Source organism: Streptomyces sp. NPDC056144 (assembly GCF_042264145.1).
Classification (GTDB): domain Bacteria; phylum Actinomycetota; class Actinomycetes; order Streptomycetales; family Streptomycetaceae; genus Streptomyces.
In genome coordinates this window covers 632787-650599 of the sequence record NZ_JBHJVF010000002.1, presented here as the reverse complement: position 1 = coordinate 650599, position 17813 = coordinate 632787, and the positions used below count along the sequence as shown (strand labels likewise).

General features: G+C 73.2%; 16 protein-coding genes. 9 read left to right on the top strand and 7 right to left on the bottom strand.

Features of this window, described 5'->3' with window-relative positions; all coding sequences use genetic code 11:
• The first annotated feature begins 65 nt into the window (after positions 1-65).
• Both ACFC0Z_RS09405 and ACFC0Z_RS09400 read left to right on the top strand, forming a co-directional pair.
• Positions 66-725, top strand: coding sequence for a ThuA domain-containing protein (locus ACFC0Z_RS09405; RefSeq protein ID WP_376434485.1), 660 nt, complete (start codon positions 66-68; stop codon positions 723-725).
• Positions 726-900: 175 nt separating this feature from the next.
• On the top strand, positions 901-2298 hold the full coding sequence (locus ACFC0Z_RS09400; RefSeq protein WP_376434483.1) for an NADP-dependent succinic semialdehyde dehydrogenase: 1398 nt from the start codon (positions 901-903) through the stop codon (positions 2296-2298).
• 21 nt (positions 2299-2319) lie between these two features.
• On the opposite strand, the gene ACFC0Z_RS09395 is transcribed toward ACFC0Z_RS09400, so the two are convergent.
• Both ACFC0Z_RS09395 and ACFC0Z_RS09390 read right to left on the bottom strand, forming a co-directional pair.
• Positions 2320-3363, bottom strand: a complete 1044-nt coding sequence (locus tag ACFC0Z_RS09395; protein WP_376434481.1) for a PHP domain-containing protein — start codon at positions 3361-3363, stop codon at positions 2320-2322.
• A gap of 10 nt (positions 3364-3373) precedes the next feature.
• Positions 3374-5461: a SpoIIE family protein phosphatase gene (locus ACFC0Z_RS09390; RefSeq protein WP_376434479.1), complete on the bottom strand. Its 2088-nt coding sequence runs from the start codon at positions 5459-5461 to the stop codon at positions 3374-3376.
• A gap of 169 nt (positions 5462-5630) precedes the next feature.
• Here ACFC0Z_RS09390 and ACFC0Z_RS09385 point away from each other — a divergent pair, with 169 nt between their 5' ends.
• The 3 genes from ACFC0Z_RS09385 (at position 5631) to ACFC0Z_RS09375 (ending at position 7736) form a co-directional block, all read left to right on the top strand.
• The gene (locus ACFC0Z_RS09385; protein ID WP_376434477.1) at positions 5631-5831 is read left to right on the top strand and encodes a hypothetical protein; all 201 of its coding nucleotides are present in this window, start codon (positions 5631-5633) and stop codon (positions 5829-5831) included.
• Positions 5832-6024: 193 nt separating this feature from the next.
• Positions 6025-7215, top strand: coding sequence for an acyl-CoA dehydrogenase family protein (locus ACFC0Z_RS09380; RefSeq protein WP_376434475.1), 1191 nt, complete (start codon positions 6025-6027; stop codon positions 7213-7215).
• Positions 7216-7322: 107 nt separating this feature from the next.
• Positions 7323-7736 carry a nuclear transport factor 2 family protein gene (locus ACFC0Z_RS09375; RefSeq protein WP_376434473.1) on the top strand — a complete coding sequence of 138 codons (414 nt, stop codon included), beginning with the start codon at positions 7323-7325 and terminating at the stop codon, positions 7734-7736.
• Here the strand turns inward: ACFC0Z_RS09375 and ACFC0Z_RS09370 are convergent.
• Positions 7733-8641, bottom strand: a complete 909-nt coding sequence (locus ACFC0Z_RS09370; protein WP_376434472.1) for a potassium channel family protein — start codon at positions 8639-8641, stop codon at positions 7733-7735. The genes ACFC0Z_RS09375 and ACFC0Z_RS09370 overlap by 4 nt on opposite strands.
• Before the next feature lie 145 nt (positions 8642-8786).
• Entirely contained in the window at positions 8787-9176 is a 390-nt protein-coding gene (locus ACFC0Z_RS09365; protein ID WP_376434470.1) for a VOC family protein, read from the bottom strand.
• Between the two features lie 255 nt (positions 9177-9431).
• Here ACFC0Z_RS09365 and ACFC0Z_RS09360 point away from each other — a divergent pair, with 255 nt between their 5' ends.
• The 3 genes from ACFC0Z_RS09360 (at position 9432) to ACFC0Z_RS09350 (ending at position 15290) form a co-directional block, all read left to right on the top strand.
• Complete coding sequence (locus tag ACFC0Z_RS09360) at positions 9432-11954, top strand: ATP-dependent Clp protease ATP-binding subunit (protein WP_376434468.1); 2523 nt, start codon at positions 9432-9434, stop codon at positions 11952-11954.
• A gap of 95 nt (positions 11955-12049) precedes the next feature.
• On the top strand, positions 12050-12931 hold the full coding sequence (locus ACFC0Z_RS09355; protein ID WP_376434466.1) for an oxygenase MpaB family protein: 882 nt from the start codon (positions 12050-12052) through the stop codon (positions 12929-12931).
• Positions 12932-13022: 91 nt separating this feature from the next.
• On the top strand, positions 13023-15290 hold the full coding sequence (locus ACFC0Z_RS09350) for a tetratricopeptide repeat protein (protein ID WP_376434464.1): 2268 nt from the start codon (positions 13023-13025) through the stop codon (positions 15288-15290).
• A 7-nt stretch (positions 15291-15297) separates the two neighbouring features.
• Here the strand turns inward: ACFC0Z_RS09350 and ACFC0Z_RS09345 are convergent, their stop codons facing one another.
• Positions 15298-15960 (bottom strand): M15 family metallopeptidase, encoded by a 663-nt coding sequence (locus tag ACFC0Z_RS09345; RefSeq protein ID WP_376434462.1) that lies wholly within the window; start codon positions 15958-15960, stop codon positions 15298-15300.
• Between the two features lie 113 nt (positions 15961-16073).
• Here ACFC0Z_RS09345 and ACFC0Z_RS09340 point away from each other — a divergent pair, with 113 nt between their 5' ends.
• Positions 16074-16343 (top strand): hypothetical protein, encoded by a 270-nt coding sequence (locus ACFC0Z_RS09340; RefSeq protein WP_376434460.1) that lies wholly within the window; start codon positions 16074-16076, stop codon positions 16341-16343.
• Between the two features lie 110 nt (positions 16344-16453).
• On the opposite strand, the gene ACFC0Z_RS09335 is transcribed toward ACFC0Z_RS09340, so the two are convergent.
• Entirely contained in the window at positions 16454-17182 is a 729-nt protein-coding gene (locus ACFC0Z_RS09335; protein ID WP_376434459.1) for a DUF6585 family protein, read from the bottom strand.
• A gap of 284 nt (positions 17183-17466) precedes the next feature.
• Complete coding sequence (locus ACFC0Z_RS09330; RefSeq protein WP_376434457.1) at positions 17467-17688, bottom strand: hypothetical protein; 222 nt, start codon at positions 17686-17688, stop codon at positions 17467-17469.
• Between the last annotated feature and the right edge of the window lie 125 nt (positions 17689-17813).

Genomic DNA, 17813 nt, shown 5'->3' with positions numbered 1-17813 from the left:
CGTCCTTGGTTACGGTCCCCGGCGGGGAACGTCCCCCTGCCATGACCGACCGGGGAGCTCGCCGCGTGCCCACCGCCGATGTCCTGATCTACACCCGTACCGCGGGCTATCGCCACGACTCCCTCCCCGCCGCCGCTGCCGCGCTCGCCGACCTCGCCCGCGAGCGGGGCTGGGGCGCCGACATCACCGACGACCCGGCCGCGTTCACGCCCGAGGGCCTCGCCGGCCGCCCCGCCGTCGTCCTGGTGTCCACGACCGGCACCGTCCTGACCCCCGAGGGCCGTACCGCCTGCGAGGCATACCTGCGGGGCGGCGGCGCGCTCCTCGCCGTCCACGCGGCGGCCAACGCCGAGCCCGACTGGCCGCTCTACGGCGAGCTCCTCGGCACCCGCTTCGCCGGCCACCCCGACCTCCAGCCCGGCACGGTCCTCGTCGAGGACCCCGGCCACCCCGCGACGGCGCCGCTCCCGGCCGTCTGGGAGTGGACCGACGAGTGGTACGACTTCACGTCGGCGCCGCGCGCGGCGGGCGTCCACGTCCTGGCGCGCGTCGACGAGTCCTCGTACGAGGGCGGCACGCACGGCGACGACCACCCGCTCGTCTGGTGCCGGGAGGTCGGCCGGGGCCGCTTCCTCTTCACCGCGCTCGGGCACGCGGCGGAGGCGTACGAGGACCCCGCCTTCCGCGCGCACCTCGGCGGCGCCCTGGACTGGCTCACCGCCTGACCCCGGGCTCACCGCCTGACCCCGGGCGCGCCACCCGACCCCGGGCTTACCGCCCGACCCCGGCGGTCAGGTCCCGCGCGGTCACCCCACCGCCCCACCCCTGTTGCGCCCCCGCGCCCGGCGCGGGAGGTTTCCCGTGGGGGCCGAACGGCCCCGGGCCAGGAGGAGAACCGGCATGGGCATCGCCACGGTGAACCCCGCGACGGGCGAGACGCTGCGCACCTACGAGGCCCACGGGCCCGAGGAGGTCGAGCGGCGCGTCGCCGCCGCGCACGCGGCGTTCCGCCAGTACCGCACCACCTCCTTCGCCGAACGCGCCCGCCTCCTCCGCGCCGCCGCCACCCTCCTCGACGAGGACGGCGACGACATCGCCCGCACCATGACCCTGGAGATGGGCAAGCCGATCGTCGCCGCCCGCGCCGAGGCCGCCAAGTGCGCCAAGGCCATGCGCTGGTACGCGGCCAACGCCGAGCGGCTGCTCGCCGACGAGCACCCCGCCGAGAGCGACGTCCAGGACTCCGGCGCCGACACCGCACGCGTCCACTACCGGCCCCTGGGCCCGGTCCTCGCCGTCATGCCGTGGAACTTCCCGCTCTGGCAGGTCATCCGCTTCGCCGCGCCCGCGCTCATGGCGGGCAACACCGGCCTCCTGAAGCACGCCTCCAACGTGCCGAGGACCGCGCTCTACCTCGGTGACCTGTTCCGCCGCGCCGGATACCCGGACGGCTGCTTCCAGACCCTCCTGATCGGCTCCCGCGACGTCGAGGCCGTCCTGCGCGACCCCCGGGTCGTCGCCGCCACCCTCACCGGGAGCGAACCCGCGGGCCGCGCCGTCGCCTCCGTCGCGGGCGACGAGATCAAGAAGACGGTCCTGGAGCTCGGCGGCAGCGACCCGTACATCGTCATGCCCTCCGCCGACGTGGTGCGGGCGGTGAAGACCGCCGTCACCGCGCGCGTGCAGAACAACGGCCAGTCCTGCATCGCCGCCAAGCGGTTCATCGTCCACCAGGACGTCTACGACGACTTCGCCGAGCGCTTCACCGCCGCCATGAACGCCCTCACCGTCGGCGACCCCCTCGACGAGTCCACCGACGTCGGCCCCCTCGCCACCGAGCAGGGCCGCGCCGACCTGGAGGCCCTCGTCGACGACGCCGTGCGCAAGGGCGCGACCGTCCTGTGCGGCGGGCGCAGGCCCGAGGAGCCGGAGCTCGCGAACGGCTGGTACTACCGTCCCACCGTCCTCACCGGCATCACCCCCGCGATGCGCGTCCACCACGAGGAGACCTTCGGCCCGGTCGCCACCGTCTACCCGGTCAGCGACATCGAGGAGGCGGTGGCCGTCGCCAACGACTCCCCGTTCGGCCTCAGTTCCAACGTGTGGACCCGCAAGGAAGAGGACATCGCCTTCTTCGTCCGTGACCTGGAGGCCGGCGGCGTCTTCGTCAACGGCATGACCGCCTCCCACCCGGCACTTCCCTTCGGCGGGATCAAGCGCTCGGGCTACGGCCGCGAGCTCGCCGGCCACGGCATCCGCGAGTTCTGCAACGCGACCACGGTCTGGCAGCGCGCCTGACGCCCATGGCCCGGGGGTTTCTCAGGCCGCCGCCCACTCCAGCAGCCGCTCCGCGGGCCAGGTGTTGATCACGCGGTCCTCCGGCACCCCGCACTCCTCCGCCCGCGCGCAGCCGAGGATCTGCCACTCCAGCTGGCCGGGGGCGTGCGCGTCCGTGTCGATCGCGAAAAGGGTCCCCGCCTCCACCGCGAGCCGCAGCAGCGCACGGGGCGGATCGAGCCGTTCCGGGCGGCTGTTGATCTCCACCGCCGTGCCCGCCTCCGCGCAGGCCGCGAAGACCCGCTCGGCGTCGAACTCCGACGCGGGCCGCAGCCGTCCGCCCGCCACGAGCCGGCCCGTGCAGTGCCCGAGCACGTCCATCAGGGGGCTTCTTACGGCCCGTTCGAGACGGCGGGTCATCGATCGCGCGTCCATCCGCAGCTTCGAGTGCACCGAGCCCACGACCAGGTCGAGCCGGTCGAGCAGCTCGGGCTCCTGGTCGAGCGAACCGTCGTCCAGGATGTCGCACTCGATCCCGGTGAGCAGCCGGAACGGCGCCCACTCCGCGTTGAGCCGCGCCACCACGTCGAGCTGCTCGCGCAGCCGGTCGGAGGAAAGGCCGCGCGCCACCGTCAGCCGGGGGGAGTGGTCCGTCAGGACCGCCCACTCGTGACCGATCGACGCCGCCGCACGGCCCATGTCCTCGATCGTCGCCCCGCCGTCGGACCAGTCCGAGTGCAGGTGACAGTCGCCGCGCAGCGCCGCCCTCAGGGCCGTACCGACACCGACGCCGCCGTCGCCGTCCGAAGACGCACCGGGCCCGAGGCTCTCCTCCAACTCGGCCTCAAGGCGCGCCAGGTACTCCGGCACCCGGCCCTCCAGGGCCTCGCGGACCACCGCCGCCGTCTTCGGGCCGATCCCCTTCACCGCCTCCAGGGTGCCGTCCGCCGCCCGCCGCGCCGCCTCGCCCTCCGGCAGGGCGGTCAGCGCGGTCGCGGCGGTGCGGAAGGCCCGCGCGCGGTACCCGGGCGCCTGCGCCCGCTCCAGGAGGAAGGCGATCCGGTTGAGCGCGGCCACGGGGTCCATCGGAGCCTCCTCACCTGCCGCCGGGGGCCCCGGCGTCCGCCACCGCCGGCTCCGGTCCGATCTCGCACCACACCGCCTTGCCCTCGCCCCGCGGTTCCACGCCCCACCGCGACGCCAGCGCGTCGAGCAGCAGCAGTCCGCGGCCCGAGGTGGCCGCCTCGCCGGGGGTACGCCGCCGGGGCCAGGCGCTGGAACGGTCCTGCACGGACAGCCGGACCCGCCGCACCGGCTCGGGCAGCACCTCCAGGGTGAGGACCGCGCCGCCCTCCGTGTGCAGCAGCACGTTGACGAGCAGCTCGCCCGTGAGCAGCTCGGCGTCGTCCGACAGCTCCGGCAGGCCCCAGTCCCGCAGCGCCTGCCCCACGGCCGCCCGCGCGTCCGAGAGGCCCTGCGGATCGGCCTGGTGGATGTACTGGTGGATGCGGGGCGCCCGGGGCGTGCCCGGGTCCGGGGTGCGCCGCAGCACCAGGAGCGCCACGTCGTCGCCGGAGCCCCACCGCTCCCACAGCCGCTCGGAGAGGTGGTCGGCGAGCGCCTCCGCCTGCGGCGGGCCGCTGCGGATCGCCTCCGAGAGCGCGTCGAGACCGGTCGCGATGTCGGAGCCGGGCTGCTCCACGAGCCCGTCCGTGCACAGGACGAGCGTCTCGCCGGGCACGAGGTCGAGGCGCGTCTCGGGGAACTCCTCGTCGCCGAAGACCGTCGCGAGCCCCAGCGGCAGCCCGCCACGCAGGTTGGGCTGCCCCACCCGGCCGTCGTTGTGCCGGATGAGCGGGCCGAGGTGCCCGGCCCGTACCGCGCGCAGGGTGCCGCTGGCCAGGTCCACCTGGGCGTACGTGCAGGTCGCGAAGCGGTTGGTGTCGAGCTCGGCGAGGAAGCGGGAGGCCCGGGCGAGGACCGTCGAAGGGGCGTGGCCCTCACCCGCGTACGCCCTGAGCGCGATCCGCAGCTGGCCCATGATGGCGGCGGCGTGCGTGTCGTGCCCCTGAACGTCGCCGACGACGATGCCGACCCGGCCCCGGGGCAGCGAGATCACGTCGTACCAGTCGCCGCCGACCTGCCGGCCGCTCCAGGCCGCGTGGTAGCGGACGGCGATCTCGCCGCCGGTGATCTCCGGGATCCGGCGCGGCAGCATCGTGGCCTGGAGCCCGGTCGCGAGCTCCCGCTCCTCGTCGAAGAGGATCGCCCGCTGGAGGGATTGCGCGACGATCGCCGCGAGGCCGAGCGCGAGGTTCCGCTCGTCGGCGTTGAAGGACGACCGGCCCCGGTAGAACAGGGCCATCCCGCCGAGCGAGCGCGCCTGCGCGACCAGCGGCAGGTAGCAGGCCGAACGGAATTCGAGCCGGGAGAGGTACGGGGCGAGCTCGGGGAACTCCCGGCCGAGCGAGGCGAACGAGGAGACGAAGCGCGGCCGGCCGCTCAGCACCGTCTCGGCCAGCGGCAGGCCCCGGTCGAGCCGCCGGGTGCGGAAGTCGTTCAGGGCGTCGAGGGACTCGCCGCTCAGCGCGATCACGTTGAGCGAGCCGTTCTCGACGAGGCCGAGCGCGAGCCCTTCCGCGCCGAGCCGGGCGAGTCCGCCGGGCCCGGTCAGGGCGGCGGTCACGTCGTCGACGGTCACCGCGCGCGAGAGCGCGTTCGTGGTCCGCTCGACGATGCTCGTCTGCACCTCGCGGCGCTTCTCCAGCTCCAGGAGGAAGGCGGAGTGCGTCACCTCGGCGGTGGTGTCCCGGACCATCCCGACGATCCGCTGCGCCCGCCCGTCGGGCGTGCGCAGGATCCGCGCCTGGACGTGCGTCCAGTGGGCGGAACCGTCGTCCTGGGGGATGGGGAAGTGCGCCGTGTACGAGACGGAGCCGCTGCGCATCGCCTCCCGGACGATGGTGTCGAGGCGGGTCCGTTCCTCGGGGGCCAGACGGGCGACGAGCGTCTCCGTCCGGCCGTCGTAGGTGTCGGGGGACAGCCCGAAGACCAGCAGCCCGGCCTCGTCGACATCGATGGTGCCCGTGTCGAGATCCCAGTCGAAGCTGCCGGTCCGGTTCATGGCGAGCCGCTCGGCGGGCCCGATCTCGCCACCGCGCGTCAGCCGGTCGTCATCGGTCATCGTCCCCATTGTCGAACCCGTACCCCTCGGACGCCATGGCGGTGACACGGCGTGGCGCGAGTTCGCCGCCGGAGTGGCCCGTCCGGCGGCCCCCGCGGGAGGTCCCGGATGCGCTCCCGTGGGCGCCACACGAGAATGGCGGGTGTCGGAAGAACACGTAGGAGGCGGCATGAACGCTGAGCCCGACAAGACGTCCCCGGGGGAGAGCCCGACCCCGGACCGGCTGCTCCACGCCGGCTCGGAGGGCGAGTTCACGGCGGAGGACCTGGTCCTCGCATCAGGCCGTGACGTGAATCCGAAGAACCTGGAGTGGGCCGAACGGCGCATCGCCGAGAAGGGCCGGGCATCCATGGACGAGCTGCTGCCCTAGACAGGGGAGGGCAGTCGGCCCCTTTGCCGCACGACCCCGGTTCGGCGGGCGAACCGGGGCAGCGGCGTGCGTGCCGCGCGGGCTCGGCCTCGCGGGGGCTTCCCCAGCGGGCTCGGCCCCGCGGGGGCTTCCGCATTTATGGAACACGTTCTACCGTGGCCGCCGTCGCAGCACGCCGCCACGGGAGGCCCGCATGCACCTCGAATACACGCCCGAGCAGAACCGCCTCCGCGCCGAGCTGCGGGCGTACTTCGCCGAACTCGTCCCCGAGGACTTCCACACGCGGTACGAGGAGCCGGCCGCGCAGAAGCGCTTCTACCGCGAGACCGTGCGCCGTCTCGGCACCGACGGCTGGCTCGGGGTCGGCTGGCCCACGGAGTACGGGGGCCGTGGCCTCACCCCCATGGAGCAGTTCATCTTCTTCGACGAGGCCGCCCAGGCGGGCGTGCCGCTGCCGCTGATGGCCCTGAACACGGTCGGGCCGACGATCATGCGGTACGGCACCGACGAGCAGAAGGCCTGGTTCCTGCCCCGGATCCTCTCCGGCGAGATCGACTTCGCCATCGGCTACAGCGAGCCCGACGCGGGCACCGACCTGGCCGCCCTGAAGACCCGCGCGGTGCGGGAGGGGGACACGGAGACCGGCCACTACACGGTGAACGGCCAGAAGATCTGGACGACCAACGGCGACACGGCCGACTGGGTGTGGCTCGCGGTCCGCACCGACCCGGACGCCCCGCCCCACAAGGGCATCACCATGCTCCTGGTCCCCACGAGCGACCCCGGCTACTCCTGCACCATCATCAACACCCTGGCCTCGCACGACACGACCGCCAGCTACTACGACGACGTCCGCGTCCCGGCCTCCCGCCGGGTCGGCGAGGAGAACAAGGGCTGGCGGCTCATCACCAACCAGCTCAACCACGAGCGCGTCACCCTCGCGGCACACGGCACGATGGCGATCCGCGCCCTCCACGACGTCCAGCGCTGGGCCGCCGCGACCGAGCTCACCGACGGCCGCCGGGTCCTCGACCTCCCCTGGGTCCGCCGCACCCTGGCCCGTACCCACGCCCGCCTCGACGCGATGAAGCTCCTCAACTGGCAGATGGTGAGCGCCGTCCAGAACGGCACCCTCACCCCCCAGGACGCCTCCGCCGTCAAGGTGTACGGCTCCGAGGCCCGCCGCGACGCCTATGCGGCCCTCATGGAGGTCGTCGGCTCGGCGGGCGCCCTCAAGGAGGGCTCGAAGGGCGCCGTCCTCCACGGCGAACTGGAACGCGGCTACCGCTCCGCCGTCATCTTCACCTTCGGCGGCGGCAACAACGAGATCCAGCGCGAGATCATCTCCTGGATCGGTCTGGGCATGCCCCGCGTCCGCCGCTGAGCGGGCCCGGACGTCCGCGCGTCGCCCCGGGGGAGGGCTGGACAGCCCCCGGGGCGGGAACATAGCCTCCGACGCACCTAGTCAATTTATTGAGTACAGGGGGTGTCGTGCATCCGTTCCGCAAGGCCGTCGAGGATCGAGACGAGGCCGCCATCGAGGCGCTCCTCGCCGAGGACGTCGTGTTCACCAGCCCCGTCGCCTTCACGCCGTACACGGGCAAGGCGATCACCGCCGCCATCCTGCGCGGGGTGATCAGGGTCTGCGAGGACTTCACCTACGTCCGCGAGATCGCGAACCCGGACGGCCGCGACCACGCGCTCGTCTTCACCGCCACGGTGGGCGGACGGGAGATCCAGGGCTGCGACTTCCTCCACTTCGACGAGGAGGGGAGGATCGACGACTTCATGGTCATGGTCCGGCCGCTGTCCGCCGCCAAGGCGCTCGCCGAGGCGATGGGCGCCCAGTTCGACCGGATCGCGGCGGAGGCGGCGGGGGCTGCGGGGGCCGCGGGGGCGGTCTAACGCCCGGCGCCGGGGCCTGGCTGCGGGCCCTGGGCGGCCCACGGATGCCCGTGGTCGCGGGCGTAGGCCGCGAAGACGCGGTCGGTCGTCCCGCCGGTCCGCAGGAAGCGTTCGTCGAGGACGGCGGCGAGGTCGTCGAGGGCCCGGCGCAGGACGGAGCCGGAGAGGCGGACGTCCGGATGGGCGGCCCCGTCGGCGCGGTCGGCGAGGCCCAGGGCGTACCCGAGCCGCCGGGGCAGCGCCGTGTCCTCGTCGGCGTCGTGGAAGTAGTACGACTCCGGGTACTGGAGGAAGTCGACGGTGAGGGTGGCGAGACCGGCGGCGAGCCCGTCGAGGACCGCCGCCCCGCCGGCGGAGTCCAGGGCCCCGGCCGAGGCCCGGCTGCCGCGCAGGTGGGAGAGGCGCAGGGCGAGCGTCCTGCGGCGGGCGAGCGCCGGGTAGATCCCGAGGATCCAGGCCACCGTCGCCGAGAGCAGGACGAAGCCCACGAGGGCCTCCACGGGGGCCAGGACGCGCAGCCAGCCCGCCGTGGGCGCGATGTCGCCCAGGCCGAGCGTGGCCAGGGTGACCAGCGAGAGGTACAGGGCGTCGAGCGGGCCCGCGTGCTCGGAGGGCGTGAGCCCGTCCGCGTACGAGAAGTCCCCGGGCATCCGGGGCCAGTAGACGAGCGCCCACCCCACGGACACCGTCACCGCCCAGGCGACGACCACCAGGATCATCCCGAGCGGCCCGGCGAGCCCCGCCGGGCGCCAGCGCGCGCGGCGATGGGCCGACAGCCGCCACACGGCCCGCATGATCAGCCTGCTCAGTCCGCCGTGCCGGGTCGGGTGCCACAGCGTGTGGAAGACGTCCCTGAGGACCAGCAGCACCAGGAGGGCGCCCAGCGGCGTCACGAGCCAGGACATGGCGGCCCCTTTCCCTGCTCCGAGCATGCGCGACCGCCCGCCGCCCCGCACGGGGACGGGGCGGCGGGCGGTCGGTCACGCCAAGGAGCCGGTAGGGAGCCGGTACGGAGCCGGTACGGGCCGGGACCGAGCGGCTACGGGCCGCTCAGGCCTCGGTGACGTCCTGCGGGTACCAGCGCAGCTCGACCGTGTTGCCGTCGGGGTCCCTCACGTACACCGACTGCGCCGAGCCGCGCGCGCCCCAGCGCGGGACCGGGCCCTCGATGACGTCGAACTCGCCGGTGTCGATGACCTCCTGCCAGTCCAGCGGGTCCACGACCAGACATATGTGGTCCACGTTCGACTCGCCGCGGGGACGCGAGAACAGGTCGATGATGGTGCTCTCGTCGATGCGCACGGACGGGAACCCCACCTTGCCCTCGCGCCACTGCTCGACGCGCTCGGGCTCCAGGCCGAGCGAGCCGACGTAGAACTCCAGGGACCTTTCGACGTCGGTCACGTTGAGGACCAGGTGGTCGAGGGCTTTGACGCGCATGAGTGATTCTCCGCTCTTGTCGGGACTCTCGGCCGCGGGTCGGCGGCGGGCCGTACGGGTGTGTTCCCTGCTGCCCCAGTCATGATCCACTCTGGCACAGCCCTCTGACAACGGCGCCTGAAACGCGGAGCTTCGGCGCATTCCGGCTCCTGCGGCCGTCCGCCCGCCTGCGTTTGCGGGGCAGGCGCCGACGGGTTTTCGTGGCGGTGGGGGAAAGTCAGGGGGGCCGTTGCCGCTGTGCGTCTGGAGTCCGTCATGTCGATGGCGTTCGGTTCACCCTTCGGTTCGTCCGATCCCTTCAGTGACCTGCTGAACCGGTTCTTCGGGATGTCGCCCGCCTCGTCTCCCCCGGCGGTGCAGCGCGTGCCCATCGGACGGTTGCTGACCGAATCGTCCCGCGACCTGCTCAACCTGGCCGCGCGCAAGGCCGCCGAGGACGGCACCGCCGACCTCGACACCGAGCACCTGCTCTGGGCCACCACCCAGGTGGACCCCTCGCGGCGGCTCCTCGCCCAGGCGGGCGTCGACCCCGCCGGCCTCGCCGCCGAGATCGAGAAGGCGCTTCCGAGCGAGTCCGCCGAACCCTCCGCCGAGCCCGGCCTCACCCCCGCCGCCAAGCGGACCCTCGCCCTCGCCCACGCCACCTCCCAGGCCGCCGGCGTCTCCTACATCGGCCCCGAGCACATCCTCGGCGCGCTCCTGCGCGACGCCGACTCGGGCGCCGGCCGCTTCCTGCGCGCCGAGGACGTCGACGTACCCAAGGTGCGCGGCCTCGCCGACCAGGCCTCCCGCGGGGACGCCTCGCCCGCCGCCGGGAAGCAGGGCCAGCAGCCCGCCACCACCCTCGACGAGTTCGGCCGCGACCTCACCGAGGAGGCGCGGGCGGGCAGGCTCGACCCGGTCGTCGGCCGCGCCGACGAGATCGAGCAGACCGTCGAGATCCTGTCCCGCCGCTCCAAGAACAACCCCGTCCTCATCGGCGAGCCCGGCGTCGGCAAGACCGCCATCGTCGAGGGCCTCGCCCAGCGGATCGTCGCGGGCGAGGTGCCCGACACCCTCAAGGACAAGCGGGTCGTCTCCCTCGACATGTCCGGCATGGTCGCGGGAGCCCAGTACCGCGGCCAGTTCGAGGAGCGCCTCAAGAAGGTCATCGAGGACGTCCAGGAGTCCGAGGGCGAGATCATCCTCTTCATCGACGAACTCCACACCGTCGTCGGCGCCGGAGCCACCGGCGAGGGCGCCATGGACGCGGGCAACATGCTCAAGCCCGCCCTCGCGCGCGGCGAGCTGCACGTCGTCGGCGCGACGACGATCGACGAGTACCGCAAGCACGTCGAGAAGGACGCCGCCCTCGAACGCCGCTTCCAGCCCGTGCTCATCCCCGAACCCACCGTCGAGGAGACGGTCCAGATCCTCGAAGGACTCCGGGACGCGTACGAGGCCCACCACCGGGTCCGGTTCGCCGACGGCGCCCTGACGGCGGCGGCCGAGCTCTCCGACCGGTACATCAGCGACCGCTTCCTGCCCGACAAGGCCATCGACCTCATGGACCAGGCGGGCGCGCGCGTACGGCTCCGCAGCGCCGGCCGCTCCACCGAGGTCGTCAGCCGCGAGGACCGCCTCGCCAAGCTCCGCCGCGAGAAGGACCAGGCCGTCGCGGGCGAGGAGTTCGACAAGGCATCCGACCTCAAGCGGCAGATCGCCGAGGTCGAGGGCGAACTCGCCGGAGTGGAAGAGCGCCGCGAGGGCGTCGTGTCCGTCACCGCCGCCGACATCGCCGAGATCGTCTCCCGCCGCACCGGCATCCCCGTCGCCCAGCTGACCGCCAGCGAGAAGGAGAAGCTGCTCAAGCTGGAGGAGGAGATGCACGCGAGGATCGTCGGCCAGGAAGAGGCCGTCACCGCCGTCTCCGAGGCCGTCCGCCGCAACCGCGCCGGCATGGGCGACCCGAACCGTCCCGTCGGCTCCTTCCTCTTCCTCGGCCCCACCGGCGTCGGCAAGACCGAACTCGCCAAGACCCTCGCCGAGCTCCTCTTCGGCGACGAGGACCGGATGATCCGGTTCGACATGAGCGAGTTCCAGGAGAAGCACACCGTCGCCCGGCTCGTCGGCGCCCCTCCCGGATACGTCGGCTACGAGGAGGCCGGCCAGCTCACCGAGAAGGTCCGCCGCCAGCCGTACAGCGTGGTCCTCTTCGACGAGGTGGAGAAGGGCCACCCCGACGTCTTCAACACGCTGCTCCAGATCCTCGACGACGGCCGCCTCACCGACGGCCAGGGCCGCACGGTCGACTTCCGGCACTGCGTCGTCATCATGACGTCCAACATCGGCGCCCACCGGATCCTCGCCCACGAGGGCGACGCGGCCGAGCTCAAGGACGAGCTGATGCAGGACCTGCGGCAGAAGTTCCTGCCCGAGTTCCTCAACCGCATCGACGACATCATCGTCTTCCACAGCCTCACCGAGGGCGACCTGTCGGAGATCCTGGAGAACCTCCTCGACCGCAGCAAGCACCGCGTCCACGCCCAGGGTCTGACCCTCGAGGTCACCGAGGCGGCGAAGAAGCTCCTCGTCGCGCACGGGTACCAGCCGGCCTTCGGCGCCCGCCCGCTGCGCCGCACGATCCAGCGGGAGCTGGACAACCGGGTCGCGTCCCTGCTGCTCGGCGGCGAGGCCGAACCCGGCGACACGATCGTGGCGGACGTCGTCGACGACTCGTTGCACTGCACGGTCCGGAAGGGCACGGCGGGCGGTGGTGAGGACGCCGAGGCTGCCTGACCGGAGGGAGACGCCGGGCACGCACGCGCGTGCCCGGCGTTTTCGTTCGCTCCGGCCCGGTTTGGAGGTACTGCTTCCGGCGTAGCCTGAGCGGCATGAGGCAGGACGTCGACCCCGGACTCCCTGGTCCCGACCCCGGACTCTTCGGCCCGGAATCCGTCACCTGGCAGCTGCACAGCGACCCGGTGATGTGGATCGCCGGAGTCAGGGCCCTGTGGCTCCAGGCCCTTCACCCCGTCGCCGTGCGCGGGATCATGATCAACAGCACCTTCCGCGAGGACCCCTGGGGCCGTCTCCTGCGGACCGCGAGCTTTGTCGGCACCCTCAGTTACGGCACCGCGGAGGCCGCCGAGGCGGCGGGCGCCCGTGTCCGCAGGATCCACCGGCTGCTCGGCGTGGACGATCCCGAGCTGCTGCTCTGGGTCCACTGCGCCGAGGTCGACTCGTACCTCTCCGTGGCCCGTCGCTCCGGCGTCCCGATGACCGACGCGCAGGCGGACCGCTACGTCGACGAGCACCGCGTCTCCGCCCGGCTCGTCGGCCTCGACCCGGAGGGCGCCCCGGCCTCCGTGGCCGAACTCGCCTCCTACTTCGAGGAGATACGGCCCCGGCTCGCCGGCGGCGCCGACGCGCGCACCGTCGAGGACTTCCTGCGCCGCCCACCGGTCAAACCCGTGCTGGTACCGGCGCGCGAGGTGATCTGGCGGCGCGTGGCGGCGCTCGCGTACGACACCCTGCCCCCGTACGCCCACGCGCTCTACGGCACCGCCGCGCCCGACGAGGACACCGTCACCCACCGGCTCGTCGCCACGGCCAACCTCCTGCGCTGCGTCCCGGCCCGGCTCCGCTGGAGGCTGCCGCCCCGGCACATCCTCCGCGCGATGGCCCGGCTCGGCGCCGACACCCGGCCCGACCCGTACGCGAACCTCGGCCCGGGGAGTGGGACGGACGCCCGCGAGAAGGGTTCCGGACGCTGACACACGCCCTGCCCGTACCCACTGTCAGAGGCGGCGGCCATACTGGACATGTCGGGGGAACATAAAGAAACGACGGGGGCGACTGCACACGATGGGGGAGACCAGGCTGATCCAGGGCCGGTACCGCCTGGACGAGGTCATCGGCCGCGGGGGCATGGGCGAGGTCTGGCGTGCCACGGACGAGGCGCTCGGCCGCCGGGTCGCCGTGAAGTGCCTCAAGCCGCTCGGCCCGCAGCACGACCCCCAGTTCCTCACGGTGGTCCGCGAGCGCTTCCGGCGCGAGGCGCGCGTCGCCGCCGCGCTCCAGCACCGGGGCATCACCGTCGTCCACGACTTCGGCGAGTACGACGGCGTGCTCTTCCTCGTGATGGAGCTCCTGGAGGGCCGGAACCTCAGCCAGCTCCTCGCGGCCGACCCGCAGAACCCGCTGCCCGTCCAGGACGTCGTCGAGATCGCCGACCAGGTCGCCGACGCCCTCGCGTACACGCACCGGCAGGGCATCGTGCACCGCGACCTCAAGCCCGCGAACATCATGCGGCTGCACGACGGGACGGTGAAGATCTGCGACTTCGGGATAGCGCGCCTCGGCACCGACATGAGCTTCACCTCCAAGCTCACCGGCACCGGCATCGCCATGGGCACCCCGCACTACATGTCCCCGGAGCAGATCGGCGGCGGTGAGGTCGACCACCGCAGCGACCTCTACTCGCTGGGCTGCGTGCTGTACGAACTGGCCACCGGGTCCCCGCCGTTCGACCTCGGCGACTCCTGGGCCATCCTCATCGGCCACCGGGACACCGTGCCGAGCCCGCCGCGCGCCCACCGTGCCGAGCTGCCGCCGTACTTCGACCGGCTCGTCGTCGACCTGCTCGCCAAGACCCCCGCCGAGCGGCCGGCCGACGCGGGCGACCTGCGCCGCCGGATCGTCTCCGGCCGTGTCGGCCCGCACGTGCCGCCCGCTCCGCGGACGCCGTACGACCCGGCGACCGAAGGCGCGAGCACCGGGCTCGCGCCCACCGCGCCCTACCCGGTCCCCGGCGTGCCCGAGGCGCCGCACACGCCCGCGGCCACGCCCGGGGCCCCGCACGCGCCCGCGTGGGCCCGGGACATGAGCGGCGGACTCCGCCTCTCCACCGTGGCCGCGTCGGCGCGACCCGCCCTCCAGGACCCGGTCGCCGCCGTCCTCACCACCGAGTGGACCACCGCCCGGCACGCCTCCGACGCGAGTTCCCTCGCGTCCGAGACCCCCGCGCCGGCCTCCGCCCCCGCCCTCGGCGCCTCGGCGGAGCTCCTCGCGGTCCTCGCCGGACGCCACCGGGCCGGGATCGGCCTCGGCCGCCTCGACCGCTGGGACGAGGCCGAGTCGGTCCACCGGTCCGTCGCCGACCACCGCGCCCGCGCGCTCGGCGAGGACCACCCGGACACCCTGTCCAGCCGGTACGAGGTCGGCTTCGCCCTCGCCCGGCTCGACCGCCCCGCCGAGGCACTCGCCGTCTTCGAGCGGGTCGCCCGGGGACGCGCGCGCGTGCTCGGCGCCGACCACCCCGACACGCTCGCCGCGCGCCAGGAGCGGGCGTACGCCCTCGGCCGCCTCGGCCGGCACCCGGAGGCGTACGAGGTGTACGTGGAGGTGCTCGCCGCCCGCGAGCGCACGGTCGGCGCCGACCACCCGGACACCCTGCGCTGCCGCCACAACCTGGCCTTCACGCTCGGCCGCCTCGGCCGCCTGGAGGAGTCGTACCGTACGGCGCACGAGGTCGCGGAGGCCCGGGCCGGACTGCTCGGCGAGGGACACCCCGACACCCTCGTGACCCGCCACGAGGTCGCGTTCACGCTGGCGCGCCTCGGGCGCGGCACGGAGGCCCTCGCGCAGTACCGCGCGGTGGCCGACGCACGCGCCGCCGCCCTCGGCGAGGACCACCCCGACACCCTCGCCGCCCGGTACGAGACGGGGGTCTGCCTGGGCCGACTCGGCCAGGCGGCGGACGCCCTGGCCGTCTGCCGGGACGTCGTCGCCGCCCGCACGCGCGTGCAGGGCTCGGACGGCCCCGAGACCCTCCGCGCCCGCCATGCCCTGGCGGTCAACCTCGGCCGCCTCGGCCGCTGGGCGGAGGCCCTCGACGAGTCCGAGAGCGTCCGCTCCCTCCGGGAGCGCGTCCTCGGCCCCGACCACCCGGACACCCTCGCCAGCCACCGCGAGACCGCCGTGGCCCTGGAGCGCCTGGGCCGCGCCTCCGAGGCCCTGGCGGCGTACCAGGACATCGCCGCCGCCCGCATCCGCGTCCTGGGCCCCGATCACCCCGACACCCGCACGGCCCTGTCCGACGAGGCCCGCTGCCAGGCGAGAACCACCGGGTGACCGACGCTCAGCCGGCCGCCGCGAGCTCCTTCGGCCCGTAGAGCGCGGCGCTCGCCCCAGTCGCTAGCGCCCAGTACCGGTCACCGTAGGACCAGTGCCACCACTCCGTGGGGTAGTTGACGAGCCCGGCGGCGGTCAGCACGGACCCGAGCAGCTCCCGATTGGCCCGGGCCTCGGCACTCACGTTCGCCGCCCCGGTGTAACAGGCACCGTCGCTCTCCTCCGGCCCGGCGTTCATCCGGGTCCCCAGATCGAGCTCGCCCCCGTCGGCCCCGACGAGCGTCAGATCGACCGCCGCCCCCGCACTGTGCGGCGCGATCTCCGGCGGGGACACGTAACGGCTGGCAGCGCTACGAATCTCCTCCGCACCCCACTCCGGGTGCAGCGCGCGCAGCTCGTCCGCGTACTCCTCGAAGTACGCCCGCTGGAGCGACGGCGGCCGATACCCCTCGACGAACAGCAGCCGCACCCCGCCCGGCAACAAGGCCTGAGCCTTCACCAGCCGCTCGACGACGCCGGCCCTCAGGTGCGAAAAGGCACCGTCGGCGTCCTCCTTGCGCGCGTCGACGACGAGCCGCCCGTCCCGACGGAGGTCCACGAGCGCTTCGCCGCACTCTTCGACGGGTATCGCGGCGACGCGCGGATCGGACATCAGGATGATCTCAGTCATCCGATGATCATCCCTCACGGCCCCGCTCGTGGCGCCGACCCGCCACACCGACGGCCACACCGACGGCCACGACGACGGCGAAGAGGACACCTGCGGCCACGTAACCCACGAGGGTGCCGAGGGATCCCAGCACGACCAAAGCCGCCGTCGCCACCCGCATCGTCGACGTCGGCGGTGACGGCGGTGCCGAGCAGGCCGCCTACGCGGCCGGCCTCGGCTACGACCACCTGACGTCCCGCGCCGCGTTCCCCGACCCCGTCGGCGGTCCGGCCCGCCTGGCCGACCTCGACCGGCTGGCCCCGCACGGCGGCCTCGCCGTCCACGGCGACATGGGGCCACGCATCGTTCACGAGGGGATGGCGAGAAGCGAACCCGCGCCATGAGCTGGGGAATCGCACCGGCACCTGGGCATGCTGATGGCCTCTGGCCTGCGGAAACGGAGGCCGTAGGCCCGCATGGTGCGCGGGACCGCGACGCGAGGGGCCGACACTTCTCAGGATGCGTGGTGCCGCCGCAGCGCGTCGGCGAGGGTCAGGAAGACGGTCAGGTTGGGGAAGCCGGGGGCCGGGAGCGTCATCCACGGTTTGCGGTCGCCGTGACGGTGGATCTCTACGCGGCCCTGCTTCACGTCGACTCGCGCCACCTCCCGCCAGCCGATGCGGCGGCTGCCTTGTCCGACGCCGGAGATGTCGATGTCGACGACTCCGAAGTCGATCCGTTCACCGGCTTCCAGCCGGGCAGCGTCCCGCGGCACCCGTGCGTGGCCGAACGCGTCGTCGAGGCCCTCGGCGAACGGGACCATCCCGCCGAACTCGTCCCCCACCACGATCTCGGCACCTTGTTCGGGCTGGATGGTCAGCCGGTGCGTGGTGGCGCTGGTGACCCCATTGCTCACCGTGATGTCCTGCCGGGTGACGGAGGCGATCTCGTCCCAGGTGTACGCCTCCGTCTGCCCGCGGTCGACGTGCCGGAGGGCGCCGTGCTCGTACCAGGCCACCCAGATCTGGGGCGGCCGGGGACGGAGCAGCCAGACAAGGAGGAAGTACCCGACGAATACCAGCGGGATCGCCGCGAGAATGAGCAGCGGAAGCGAGTAGTACCAGGCGCCCTGCTCCCGCTGGTCCTCGATCGCGTACGACAGGGCCAGCCACCCGAGGAACACGCCGAGCACGCCCACGGGCAGCACGCCACCCCAGGGGAAGCGCTTCGGCTCGTTCTGCACCAGCCCCTTGCGGGCCCCCAGCCCGTGCTCCCGTGCTGCGACACGTAACGCGTCCGGGACGCCTGCGGTACTACGCTCCGACGACGACGACACCCAAGCCTCCCCACCCGGAAACCGGCGTTCCATTATGAAGGTCCGGCGTTCGCATCCGATAGGGCCGCCACCCGTCGAGATCCGGACAACGCCGAAGGCCCAGGTCGCGGACCTGGGCCTTCTCACAGGAGCGGATGACGGGGATCCTCTTCGCGCGGGATACCGGTGTGCCGTGACCGGGCGTCGTGGTCCTAGAGCTTGCTCATCTTGGCGTACGGACTCAAGATCCGCTCTTGCGTCGCACCGAAATCCACGATCGCCGCTATCCCGTCCTCGATGCCGGTGACCCGGCCGAGTCCGTACACGTCGTGGGTGACCTGGTCGCCTACGGCGAACAGCTTGGGAGGAGGCGCGACGGGGGCTTTGAAGGGGCTGGTGGGCAGGAAGCGCTTTGGTGCACTGGGCTTTGTCATTGCTGCCAGTATGCGCCCACGCGGATCCGCTACGGTCGTTCACACCCGCAGCAACCGCTCTTCCCGCGCCATGTGCTTGCGCAGCTCGGGCTTCTTCCCTGTCTTCGCCGGGGCGTGTGAGCATG